This window comes from Variovorax sp. P1_H12_2 (genome assembly GCF_056405335.1).
The window spans coordinates 1-11232 of the sequence record NZ_JBFUCI010000191.1; the positions used below are offsets into that span (position 1 = coordinate 1).

Here is an 11232-nt window from a genome sequence, read left to right on the forward strand (position 1 = left end):
CGTCCGGGCCGACCAGGGCGGCCAGCGTGCCGGCGGGGATCTCGAGCGAGACATCGTCGAGCGCCAGCGTGCCCTCGGCCGAGCCCTTCTGCGCAAAGCGCTTGCGCAGGCCGTGTCCCAGCAGCGCCGGCGCGGCGGGGTCCATCAGCGCGGACTCCCCGCCGTGAGCGCGTCGCCGTCCAGCGCGAGGCGCACCGTCACCGGCATGCCCAGCCGCAGGCGGTCGCCGGGGTCGTCGGCGAGCACGCGGATCTCATAGACCAGGCTGCTGCGCAGCTGCTCGGTCTGGACGGTCTTGGGCGTGAACTCGGCCACCGAGGAGATGTAGCCGACCTTGCCCTGGAGCGGCTCGCCGGGGTGGCTGTCGGTCGACAGCGTCGCGGCCATGCCCGGCCTGACGCGCCCGAGGTCCGCCTCGGTGACATAGGCGCGCACCCACTTGGGGTCGGTGATCGCGAGCGTGAAGACCGGCCGCTGCGGCGACGCCATGTCGCCCGGCTCCATCAGGCGCGCGCGCACCACCGCATCGATGGGCGCGCGCAGCCGGGCTTCCTGCAACTGGTGGCGGAGCACCGCGAGCGCCGCGGTGGCGACATCGAGCTGCGCCTGGGCCTGTGCGATGTCTTCCTTGCGCGGACCGGCGACCACCAACTGCTGCGCCTTGCGCGCGTTCTCGAGCTGCGCCTCGGCCACCTTCCGGCGCGCCTGCGAGGCGTCCAGGTCCTGCTGGCTGACCGCGCGCCCCGCGGTGGTCTGGCGGATCGATTGCAGCCGCTCGAGCTGCTGGCGGGCCAGCTCGGCCTCGGCCTGGGCGGCGGCGACCTGGGCGCGCGACTGCGCCACTTCCTCGGGCCGGCTGCCGGCCTTGAGGCGCTGCAGCACTTGCGACTGACCGGCGATCTGGGCTTCGGCCTGGGCCGCCTGCAGCTGCAGCGTGCGGGTGTCGAGTTCGCCCAGCACCTGCCCGGCCTTCACGCGGTCGCCTTCCTGGACCTCGAGCCGGGCGATGCGCTCGTTGCCATTGAAGGCCAGCGACACCTGCCGCAGGTCGACGTTGCCATAGAGCACCAGTGAGTGCGCATCGGCGGGCTGCCGGTGGAGGTACCAGGCCGCGAAAGCGGCGGCTGCCGCCAGGACGACGGCGCCTGCAAGGATCGGTTTCTTGTTCATGGTCTGCTCTCGCGCGCCGGAGTGCTGGGCGCCAAACCAGTGAGGCGCTCACGCCTGCCTCCGCAGCGTCCCGCCCATCGTGCCTGAAGTTGCCAGCGCCGCAAACGCCCAACCAGCCGTCCTTGACCAGGCTGCCGGCGAACTCCTCGGAAAACCGCCATCGCGGTCGCGCCGATGGCGCGCGGCGAGGATCTTTAGGCGCGGGCCCCCCGGGCGTTCACGGCGCCCGGTGACACAACGGCGCCTCGCGCCAAGACTAAGATGTCAGCCGCCATGCGCAATCCTCGACATCGCACAGGTCCGCCGCGCCTCCGGGTGTGGGTGCTGTGGCTCGCGTTGTTGCTGCCCTTGGCCCAGCTCGCCGCCGGCGTGCATGCCTTGTCGCACACCGTCGACCCGATCGGCGGCAAAGGGCCACCCCCGTCTTCCACATGTGATCTTTGCCTGACGGCGGCCGCTTTGCATGGCGGCGCGCTCCGCTCCGAGCCGCCGTGCCTTCCTTGTTCCATCGCCCGCTACGAGGCACCGCAAGGAGCCTCTGGAGGCGCCTGGCAGGAGCTGCTGGCCCCTGCCTACAGGAGTCGAGCCCCGCCGCACGCTTCGCTCTGATTGTTGACCGACCCGCCTTTCTCCGGGCGGACGCATTCCAACGTCTTTGCCATGAGCGTCGATAAATGAACCAGCTCTATCGGGCGAGCCTCGCGCTCGCCTTCGTCGTGCCCCTCGCCGCGATGGCCGAATCCTCGCCTTCCGATGTCGAAGCGCTGCGACGAGAGATCAACGCGATGCGCGCGGACTACGAGGCGCGCCTCCAGGCACTCGAACAACGAGTGAAGGCAGCCGAAGCGGCATCGTCCGCCACCAGCGCAGCCTCGGCCGCAACTGCACCCGTAACTGCACCCGCAACAGCCGCGCCACAACCGCCAGCGCCTCCGCCAGCAAGCGCGGTGGCTTCCACCGGCGCCGGCGCCAACGCGTTCAATCCGTCGCTGTCGTTGATTCTCTCGGGCGGCTACATCGACACGTCGCAGGATCCGGCGAAGTACGCGATCACCGGTTTCCCGCTGCCGGCGGGCGCTTCGATCGGTCCCGGCACGCGCGGTTTCAGCCTGGGCGAGACCGAACTGGGTTTCGCGGCCAACATCGATCCATGGCTGCGGGGCGCGGCCAGCATCGCGCTCGAGTCCGACAACTCCGTGTCGATCGAGGAGGCTTTCATCCAGACGACCTCGCTCGGCAACGGGCTCTCGGTCAAGGCGGGGCGCTTCTTCTCGAACATCGGCTATCTCAACCCGCAGCACGCGCATACCTGGGACTTCGCGGACAACCCGCTGGCCTACCAGGCCATGCTGGGCACCCAGTACATCAACAACGGGCTGCAGATGAGCTGGGTGGCTCCGATCGAGCACTACGTCGAGCTCAGCGCCGAGGTTGGAGGCAGCAGCAGCTACCCCGGCACCGCGCCGAGCAGCAATGGCGCCGGGATGAGCGCGTTGGCCCTGCACACCGGTGGCGACATCGGCGAAAGCAACAACTGGCGCGCGGGCGTTTCGGTGCTGAACGCGAAGGCCACCGACCAGCGACTGGTCGCGATCAACGCAGTCGGATTCCCGGTCAATGATGTCTTCAGCGGCGACACGCGCGTCTGGATCGTCGACGGCGTCTGGAAATGGGCTCCCGACGGCAACGCCACGCGGACCAACTTCAAGCTCCAGGGCGAGTACCTGCACAGCACGCGCGACGGCAACCTGCTCCACGACGTCGGCTTCTCGGATGCCTTCGGCAACTACCGCGTGGCTCAGTCGGGCTGGTACGTGCAAGGGGTCTACCAGTTCATGCCGAACTGGCGCATCGGCCTGCGCACCGAACGGCTCGACCCCGGCACGCCGACCTTCGGACCCGCCACGATCGCGTTTCTCGGCAACTATCGCCCGAGCAAGAACTCGGTGATGCTCGACTTCAACCCCAGCGAGTTCTCCCGCATCCGGCTGCAGTTCGCGCAGGACCGTGCGCAGATCGGGCATGTCGACAACCAGGTCTTCCTGCAATACCAGATGAGCCTGGGCGCGCACGGCGCGCACAGCTACTGACGGCACCTTTCCCATCCCAAGCGAAACACAAGGCAAACGCCATGAACCTCCATCGCCTCTCCCTCGTTTCACTGATTGCCGCGCCGCTGCTGCTGCTGACAGCTCCCGCCCACGCGGCGCTTCGTGTCTTCGCCTGCGAGCCCGAGTGGGGCGCGCTGGCCAAGGAGCTGGGCGGCAGCCTCGTCGAGGTGTCGGTCGCCACCAACGCGTTGCAGGATCCGCACCAGATCCAGGCCAAGCCGAGCCTGATCTCCCGCGCACGCGGCGCCGACCTCGTCGTCTGCACCGGCGCCGAGCTCGAGATCGGATGGCTGCCCGTGCTGCTGCAGCAATCCGGCAACGCCAAGGTGCAGCCCGGCCAACCGGGCAACTTCGCGGCTGCCGACTACGTGCGCAAGCTCGAAGTCCCCACGCAGGTCGACCGCTCGCAAGGCGACGTGCACGCTGCGGGCAATCCGCACATCCAGACCGACCCGCGCAACATCGCGGCGGTGGCTGCCGCCCTCGGCACGCGCCTGCAGCAGATCGACGCCGCGAACGCCCCGGAGTACGCGAGGAACCAGGCCGATTTTTCAGCGCGTTGGCAGCAAGCCATCGGGCGCTGGTCGGCGCAGGCCGCGCCGCTCAAGGGCGCGTCCGTGGTCTCTCAGCACAACGCCTTCGTCTATCTCTACGACTGGCTCGGATTGAAGGAGGTGGCCGTGCTCGAACCCAAGCCCGGCGTCGAGCCGTCGGCATCGCACCTGCAGGAGGTCCAGGCCAAACTGAAGGGCACGCCGCCGCGCATGGTGGTCTATGCCGCCTATCAGGACTCGCGCCCGTCGGACTGGCTCAGCAAGAACGCCGGCATCCCGGCAGTGAAGCTGCCCTTCACGGTGGGTGGCACCGAGGGCGCGAAGGACCTGTTCGGGCTCTTCGACGACACGCTGGCTCGATTGCTCGGCGCCGGGACCAAATCGTGAACTGGAACGCACTCGACTGGAGCATCCTCGGCCCGGCCTTGATCGCCGGCGTGCTGGTGCTGGCGACCCATGTGCCCCTCGGCATGCAGGTGCTGGACCGCGGCATCGTCTTCATCGACCTCGCGATCGCGCAAATTGCCGGACTGGGGGTCATTGCCGCCGACGCGCTGGGCATGCCCGAGGGTGGCATCGTGGTGCAGCTGGCCGCGGTGACCGCAGCCTTGCTCGGGGCCTGGCTATTGACCTGGACCGAGCGGCGCGCGCCGCAGCAGCAGGAGGCGCTGATCGGCGTGATGTTCGTACTCGCCGCTTGCGCAGGCATCCTGCTGCTGTCGAGCAATCCGCATGGCGGCGAGCACCTGAAGGACCTGCTCGTCGGGCAGATCCTGTGGGTCGACCTGACGCAACTGCTGTGGCTGGGCGGCGTCTCGGCCGTGTTGCTGCTCGCACTGGGCCTGGGTTGGGTGCAACGGCTCGGCCGCTTCGGCTTCTATGCGGCGTTTGCGCTGGCCGTCACGGCTTCGGTGCAACTCGTCGGGGTCTACCTGGTGTTCTCCAGCCTCATCATTCCGGCGCTCGGCACGCGCAGGCCCCGCGGAGCGAGGCAGCTTTGGATCGGCTATGGAATCGGGGTGGCCGGCTACGCGTTGGGCCTCGCGCTTTCGGCCTTGTTCGACCTGCCGTCGGGCGCAGTGATCGTGTGGGCCTTGGGCGTGTGTGCGCTCATGGTGGTGTTGGCCCTGCGCGGAAGGCCGGACTCCGAGCCCGCGCCAGTGGATCCGGCGAGTCAAGTCCACTGATCGGCGACCAGACCGGCCACAGCGGTGACGATCGTGCGTCGACCTGCCGGCGCTCGCGAACGGGGTGGCGGCGTGATGAAAGGACCTATGATCCACGCCCCCCGCAACCCGATTTGAGCACCTGCTGCCGTGACCACCCTAGCACCCTGTCCCCAATGCAATTCTGAATATTCCTACGAGGACGGCTTGAACCTGGTCTGCCCCGAATGCGGCCACGAATGGCCCGCGGTGGCCGCTGCCGCCGAGGGTGCGGCCGATGACAGCAGGGTGATCAAGGACTCGGTCGGCAACGTGCTGAACGACGGCGACACCATCACCGTCATCAAGGACCTCAAGGTCAAGGGTTCGTCGCTGGTGGTGAAGGTCGGCACCAAGGTGAAGAACATCCGCCTGATCGATGGCGACCATGACATCGATTGCAAGATCGACGGCATCGGCGCGATGAAGCTGAAGTCGGAGTTCGTGCGCAAGGCCTGAGGCCCTGCCTGATCGCGCGCTCGCGCATTCCTCCAGTGCGACCGCCGTATCAGCCGTTTCGGGCCGACTGTTGCGGTCCGCTCGCTTTCCTTTCGGGGGGCTGCCCCCCACACCTGCTCATTGCCGCGGAGCGTTGAATCCAGCGGCCTTGATGATCGGCGCCCAATGCGCCGTGTCGGCGGCCATGATCGCCGCAAGTTGCTTCGGCGTCGTCCCGGTGGGTTCGAGGCCCAGCGCGACAAGCTTGGCGCGCAGTTCGGGGGTTTCCAGCGCAACGACGATGGCGCCCGACAAACGGTCGATCACTGGCGCCGGCGTCGCCGCTGGCGCGTAGACCGCATGCCAACCTGTCGCTTCGACTGTCTCGAATCCCTGCTCGCGAAAGGTCGGCACCGTCGGAAGGAGCAATGACCGCTCAGCGCCGGACGTGGCCAGGATGCGGATCCGGCCTTCTTGATGGCGCGGCGCAAGGTCCGACAGCGCCGCGATTCCGCAGGCGACTTCGCCGCCGATCAGATCGATTTCGAGTTGCCCGGCGCCTTGGTAAGGAACGTGCACCAGTTCGGTGCCGGACTCCCGCCCCAGTGCGACGCCCAGAAAGTGCGCCAGGCTCCCGGCCGCCGGGGTTCCAAATGTCGCCTGCCTTGAATTTTCCTTCGCCCAGGCGACGAATTCGCGAAGCGTACGGGCCGGATGACTGGCGGCGACGGCCAGGGCCAATTGATAGGTTGCGACCTGCGAGACCGGGGCCATGTCGCGCATCGGGTTGTAGTTCAGGTCCTTGAAGACAAGCGGGCCGATGACGGGCACGATGATCGGCACCAGCAACACCGTCGAGCCGTCCGGCGCGGAGCGCATCAGCACGTCGACCGCGATGCGACCACCGGCCCCGGCCTTGTTCTCGACGACGACCGGCCGCGAGAGGCTGGGTTGGAGCCTTTCGGCGAGAAGTCTCGCGACACGGTCCGAAATGCCACCGGCCGGCACGGAGACCACGATCCGCAACGGCGCCTCGCGGTCGGACTGGTTCTCGGCGAAGGCAGGCGCGATCGCCATGGCTAGCGCGAGCAGCGGAGTTGTGATGTGATGCTGGCGCATACCTCTGGTTAGCCACCGTACTGCCGCTCAGATGCCCAAACCACCCATGGTCCGTCCTGCGAGCCCCACGCAGGATCACGTCGCGTTCGAACGAATGCTGGCAGAGCTGTCGGCCCGTTTCCTCATCTTGCCGACCCGGGAGGTCGATGGCGCCATTACGGACGCGCTGCATCAAATCGTCAAGATGCTTGGCGTCGACAGAGCGCAATTGATGCGTTTCGTGTCGGGCGGCGATGTGCGCGTCACCCATTCCTGGGCCATCGCCGGCGTGCCGCCGGTGTCACCGAAATCCATCGCAGACAGGTTCCCCTGGCTGCTGGCCCGGGTTCGCGCCGGCGAGGCGGTGGTCATCCCGAGCGTTGACGACCTGCCCCCGGAAGCGGAGATCGACCAGGCGTCATTTCGTGAGCCGGGGACAAAGGCGAACCTGACGATTCCGATGAGGGTTGCCGGCCAGGTAGAAGGCGCCCTCGCGTTCGGCTGCCTCCGGCACGAGCGCGAGTGGCCTGAACCATTGGTCGAACGCGTCCGTATCCTTGCCGAGGTTTTCGCCAACGCGCTCGCGCACAAGCGAACGCAGGAAGAACTCGACGTTGCCATCAAGTTCGAGCGCAAGGCGTCAGAGATCCTGAGTGCGCTGCTCGGGGCACCCCGTGCGCAACAGGACCGCTTGCTGGAGGCGGGACTGAGGGACGTGGCGCGTGCCCTCGGCGCCGATCGCGCGACGCTGTGGCAGCGCGTCGAGGCGGAGGGACTGTTCCGAAAGACGCACCGCTGGTTGGCCGACGGCGTTCCCGCACCCGCAGACGACGTGCGCATGCCGACGATCCCCTGGATCAGTGCCCAGCTCGAACGCGGCGAACTCGTGAGCTTCGCGCGGCATGACGACCTACCTTCGTCAGCCGCAGCCGATGTCGAGGCGCTGCGCAAATTGCACATAGGCGCAGGCGTGATCGTGCCACTGCGCCTGTCGGGCCAAGTCGCCGGAGCGCTCTCCATTGCCACTGTGCGGGAGGGACCGGAGTGGCCGCACGAACTGGTGGCCCGGGTGCAGCTGCTCGGCGAGGCCTTTGCCAGCTTTCTTGCATGGCAGGAGGCCGAACGTCGCGAACACATGGCACAGGCACAGGCAGTGCACGCAGCACGCGTCGGCACCATGGGCGTATTCGCGGCATCGCTGGTGCATGAACTCACGCAGCCGATTGCCGCCAGCCTCTCCAATGCAGAGACGGCGGTGGATCTGCTTGGCGCCCGGGTCCCCGATCTCGACGATCTGCGCGCGACGGTCTCGGACATCGTCGCGGACGGCCGGCGAGCCGGCGAGATGATCCAGAAATTGCGACGCTTCCTGCGCCATGGGGAAGCAGAACGGCGCGAATTCGACCTGGCCGCTCTTCTGGTTGAAGTGCTGCACTTCGTCAAACCGGAAGCAACCCAACAGGGCATCGCGATCACGCTGCAGGGCTCCGAAGAACTGCCGCACATCGTGGGCGACCGGGTACAACTTCAGCAGGTTCTGATCAATCTGCTGTTGAACGCATTCGAGGCGGTGGCCGGGCTCGACCCTGGTTCGCGCACCGTGGCGCTGCGCGCAAGTCCGTCCGAGAGCGGGGTCCGCATCGAGGTCATCGATGGCGGCGTCGGCATGGATGAGGCGACGCTCGCCCGCATCTTCCGACCCTTCTTCACGACCAAGGCGGCTGGGATGGGGCTTGGCCTGTCGATCAGCCAGACCATCGTCGCCACCCATGGCGGAACGCTTTCGGTGCAATCCACGCCGGGAGCTGGCTCGGTGTTCCGGATCGACCTGCCTTCGCGCCCGCCACTGTCGATCAAGCTTGCGCCGCCGGCCAAGCTCCCGGCCGCTTCCGGACAAACGGTGTTCCTCATCGACGACGACGACGCCATGCGACGGGCACTCGAGCGCCAACTGCAGGGCGAGGGCTATGAGGTCGTGGCGTTTGCCAATGCCCAAGCCTTTGTCGATCGCGCCCCCCGGGCAGACGTCGCCTGCATCGTGAGCGACATTCGCATGCCCGGCATGAGTGGCCTCGATCTGCAGGCGACGCTCGCGCGAGCGAGCATTGGGTGGCCCATCGTGTTCATGAGCGGCTATGTCGACATCCCGACGACCGTGCATGCCATGAAGGCCGGGGCCATTGCCTTCTTGCCGAAGCCATTCGCGAAGAGTGAACTCCTTGCAGCGGTGGCCGATGCCCTGGCGAGGAGCCGGGGGGGTGATCAGGACCGCCGCCAGGACGCAGAGATCCTGGCAAGGCATGCGTCGTTGACGCCCCGCGAGCACGAAGTGTTCGACCTCGTGGTGGCCGGCTTGCTCAACAAGGTCGTCGCCGACCGGCTGGGCATCGCCGAGACCACGGTGAAGATCCATCGCGGGCGGGTGATGGACAAGATGGGCGCCCGCTCGGTCGCCGACCTCGTCCGCATGGCGGAGCGCATCGGCTTGCATGCGGCACCGCCGCCCGTGCCCGTTCGAACGCCGGCGCCGGTTCCAGAGCGCAGGTAGCACCAAGGTCGTATTTCGCGAAGTGCGGGGTCGGCGGACAGTCGGGCCCTGATTGCTACGCGTTCCACGCTTTCGTGCCCTGCGGGTCTCACGCGACGCCTCGCGATGTGTGGCAGTTCTTGTTCAACGCCCCAAGGAGTCATCATGAAATCAGTCAAGCTCGTTGTCCTGTTGTGTGCCGCGGTCCTGGCCTCCGGTTGCGTGACGGAGAAGAAGTACGACACCGAAGTGGCAACTGCGAACAACTACCAGGCGCTCAACACCAAGCTCTCGAGCGAACTGAGCAGCGACCAGGCGCAGATCACGCAGCTGCAGAACCAGCTCAAGGTGACGATGGTCAACGAGCTGCTGTTCCCCGAAGGCGGCTGGACGCTCAACGCCAAGGGCGAAGCGACACTCGCCAAGATCGCCCCGACGCTGGCGAACCTGCCCGGTCAGCAGATCGTGGTCCAGGGTTTCACTGACAACGAGCCCATCGGCCCGGCGCTGAAGGCTCGCTTCCCGTCCAACCTGGAACTCTCGTCGGCCCGGGCGGACGCGGTCACGCGCTTCCTGATTTCGAAGGGTGTGCCACCGAGCGGGATTTCGGCACAGGGCTTCGGCGATGCGCGGCCGGTGGCCAGCAACGACACGCCGCAGGGCAAGGCCAAGAACCGTCGCGTGGAGATCGTGATCGCCGCGGCCAGCCGACCCTAGTCGCCTCTGCCTGCAGGCCCCCTGCGTCCGCGACGCTCAGGCTGGTCGCACGTCGCGTGGTGCAGGGTCGGCAGGCAGTCCACCTGTCACTGCCGTGAGCCGATCCATGCGACGCGTACTGCTCATTGACAACGACGCCTCGCTGCGCCGCGCGCTGGTACGGTTGATGCGGCTGGCAGGTTTCGAGGTGGAGTCGTTCGCGAGCGTCGAGGCTCTGCTGGACTCCGGGTCGCTCGAGCACGAAGCCTGCCTGGTACTGGATGTCGACATGCCAGGAGCCGGCGGCATCGAATTCAAGCAGGCGCTGGTTGAGGCCGGACGTGACCGCCCGACGGTCTTCATCACGGCATCCGAGCGCGAAGGGCTCGATGCGCAACTCGCCCGGCTCCATCCCGTGGCGGTACTGCGCAAACCATTCACCAAGGAAGACCTCCTGGCGGCGCTTGATCTCGCCTTTGCGGGAGGCGGACTGGATCTCGGTCGCTAGAAGCAGATGGGGTTTGGCGATTCGAAAGCCGTGGGCCCTGAGTCGCATAAGACCATGGTCGTATTTCAAGCAGGCACGGCGCGCCGAATACTGGCGCTGCTTCCCTGGAGACGCTGTACCTGCGAGGGCCGAAAGGCCCCAGCCCTGGCTGCATCGATCGAAAGTATGGAGAAGGAAAAGACCATGTACATACCCAAAATCCTGGCCGGCGCCATCACGATCGCCCTTCTTGGTAGCGGGACGACGCTCGCTCAGCAAGTCACCGGTGTCCCCGGTGCTGCAGGCGCCACGACGACGCTCGATGGCAAGCAGCTTCCGCCACCCGATCCGAAGTTCGGCGGGGAGATCAAGCAGAAGGCTTCGGAGTCGAAAGAGTGGTGGGCTCCGCGCGTCGTGCCGCCCAAGACAGCACCCAATGTCGTGCTCATCATGACGGACGACGTCGGCTTCGGCGCGCCGGGCACATTCGGAGGCGTCGTTCCGACGCCGGCGATGGATCGCATCGCGAAGAGCGGCGTGCGCTACACCAATTTCCATTCCACGTCGCTCTGTTCGCCCTCGCGCGCGGCGCTGATCACCGGCCGAAATCATCATGTGGCGGGCACCGGCGTAGTGGGCGAGATCGCGACGGGGTTCCCTGGCTACAACTCGGTCATCAGGAAGGAGAACGGTACGGTGGGCGCCATCCTGAAGGAGAACGGGTATGCGACCTCATGGTTCGGCAAGAACCACAACACGCCCTCCTTCCAATCGACCCAGGCCGGGCCCTTCGACCAGTGGCCGGGCGGCTTGGGTTTCGAGTATTTCTATGGCTTCGTCGGCGGCGACGCCAGCCAGTGGCAGCCCAACCTGTACCGCAACACGACGGCCATCTATCCCTTCGAAGGCAAGCCGGGCTGGAACCTGACCACGGCCATGGCCGACG

The 11232-nt window shown here is 67.0% G+C and carries 10 protein-coding genes; 8 read left to right on the plus strand and 2 right to left on the minus strand.

Annotated elements, in window-relative coordinates; all coding sequences use genetic code 11:
* Window positions 1-144: 144 nt before the first annotated feature.
* Complete coding sequence (locus tag AC1D2K_RS19095; RefSeq protein WP_478090404.1) at window positions 145-1170, minus strand: HlyD family secretion protein; 1026 nt, start codon at window positions 1168-1170, stop codon at window positions 145-147.
* A gap of 674 nt (window positions 1171-1844) precedes the next feature.
* Between AC1D2K_RS19095 and AC1D2K_RS19100 the strand changes: the two genes are divergently transcribed.
* The 4 genes from AC1D2K_RS19100 (at window position 1845) to AC1D2K_RS19115 (ending at window position 5499) form a co-directional block, all read left to right on the plus strand.
* Window positions 1845-3260 carry a hypothetical protein gene (locus AC1D2K_RS19100; protein ID WP_478090405.1) on the plus strand — a complete coding sequence of 472 codons (1416 nt, stop codon included), beginning with the start codon at window positions 1845-1847 and terminating at the stop codon, window positions 3258-3260.
* A 41-nt stretch (window positions 3261-3301) separates the two neighbouring features.
* A complete protein-coding gene (locus AC1D2K_RS19105; RefSeq protein WP_478090406.1) occupies window positions 3302-4222 on the plus strand; it encodes a metal ABC transporter substrate-binding protein in 921 nt (306 codons plus the stop codon).
* Entirely contained in the window at window positions 4219-5022 is an 804-nt protein-coding gene (locus tag AC1D2K_RS19110; RefSeq protein WP_478090407.1) for a metal ABC transporter permease, read from the plus strand. The genes AC1D2K_RS19105 and AC1D2K_RS19110 overlap by 4 nt, the downstream gene beginning before the upstream one ends.
* A gap of 129 nt (window positions 5023-5151) precedes the next feature.
* The gene (locus AC1D2K_RS19115; protein WP_478090408.1) at window positions 5152-5499 is read left to right on the plus strand and encodes a zinc ribbon domain-containing protein YjdM; all 348 of its coding nucleotides are present in this window, start codon (window positions 5152-5154) and stop codon (window positions 5497-5499) included.
* A 117-nt stretch (window positions 5500-5616) separates the two neighbouring features.
* Here AC1D2K_RS19115 and AC1D2K_RS19120 read toward each other — a convergent pair whose 3' ends face one another.
* Window positions 5617-6597: a Bug family tripartite tricarboxylate transporter substrate binding protein gene (locus AC1D2K_RS19120; RefSeq protein ID WP_478090409.1), complete on the minus strand. Its 981-nt coding sequence runs from the start codon at window positions 6595-6597 to the stop codon at window positions 5617-5619.
* A 46-nt stretch (window positions 6598-6643) separates the two neighbouring features.
* Here AC1D2K_RS19120 and AC1D2K_RS19125 point away from each other — a divergent pair, with 46 nt between their 5' ends.
* The 4 genes from AC1D2K_RS19125 to AC1D2K_RS19140 all read left to right on the plus strand — a co-directional run.
* Window positions 6644-9124 carry a response regulator gene (locus AC1D2K_RS19125; protein WP_478090410.1) on the plus strand — a complete coding sequence of 827 codons (2481 nt, stop codon included), beginning with the start codon at window positions 6644-6646 and terminating at the stop codon, window positions 9122-9124.
* 144 nt (window positions 9125-9268) lie between these two features.
* A complete protein-coding gene (locus tag AC1D2K_RS19130) occupies window positions 9269-9820 on the plus strand; it encodes an OmpA/MotB family protein (RefSeq protein ID WP_478090411.1) in 552 nt (183 codons plus the stop codon).
* 106 nt (window positions 9821-9926) lie between these two features.
* Window positions 9927-10307 carry a response regulator transcription factor gene (locus AC1D2K_RS19135; RefSeq protein ID WP_478090412.1) on the plus strand — a complete coding sequence of 127 codons (381 nt, stop codon included), beginning with the start codon at window positions 9927-9929 and terminating at the stop codon, window positions 10305-10307.
* 165 nt (window positions 10308-10472) lie between these two features.
* The coding region (locus tag AC1D2K_RS19140; protein WP_478090413.1) for a sulfatase-like hydrolase/transferase at window positions 10473-11232 on the plus strand (760 nt) is incomplete at its 3' end.

Coding starts and splice junctions, on each gene's coding strand:
- AC1D2K_RS19095 (WP_478090404.1), bottom strand. CDS start 1,170: ATGAACAAGAAACCGATCCTTGCAGGCGCCGTCGTCCTGGCGGCAGCC.
- AC1D2K_RS19100 (WP_478090405.1), top strand. CDS start 1,845: ATGAACCAGCTCTATCGGGCGAGCCTCGCGCTCGCCTTCGTCGTGCCC.
- AC1D2K_RS19105 (WP_478090406.1), top strand. CDS start 3,302: ATGAACCTCCATCGCCTCTCCCTCGTTTCACTGATTGCCGCGCCGCTG.
- AC1D2K_RS19120 (WP_478090409.1), bottom strand. CDS start 6,597: ATGCGCCAGCATCACATCACAACTCCGCTGCTCGCGCTAGCCATGGCG.
- AC1D2K_RS19125 (WP_478090410.1), top strand. CDS start 6,644: ATGGTCCGTCCTGCGAGCCCCACGCAGGATCACGTCGCGTTCGAACGA.
- AC1D2K_RS19130 (WP_478090411.1), top strand. CDS start 9,269: ATGAAATCAGTCAAGCTCGTTGTCCTGTTGTGTGCCGCGGTCCTGGCC.
- AC1D2K_RS19135 (WP_478090412.1), top strand. CDS start 9,927: ATGCGACGCGTACTGCTCATTGACAACGACGCCTCGCTGCGCCGCGCG.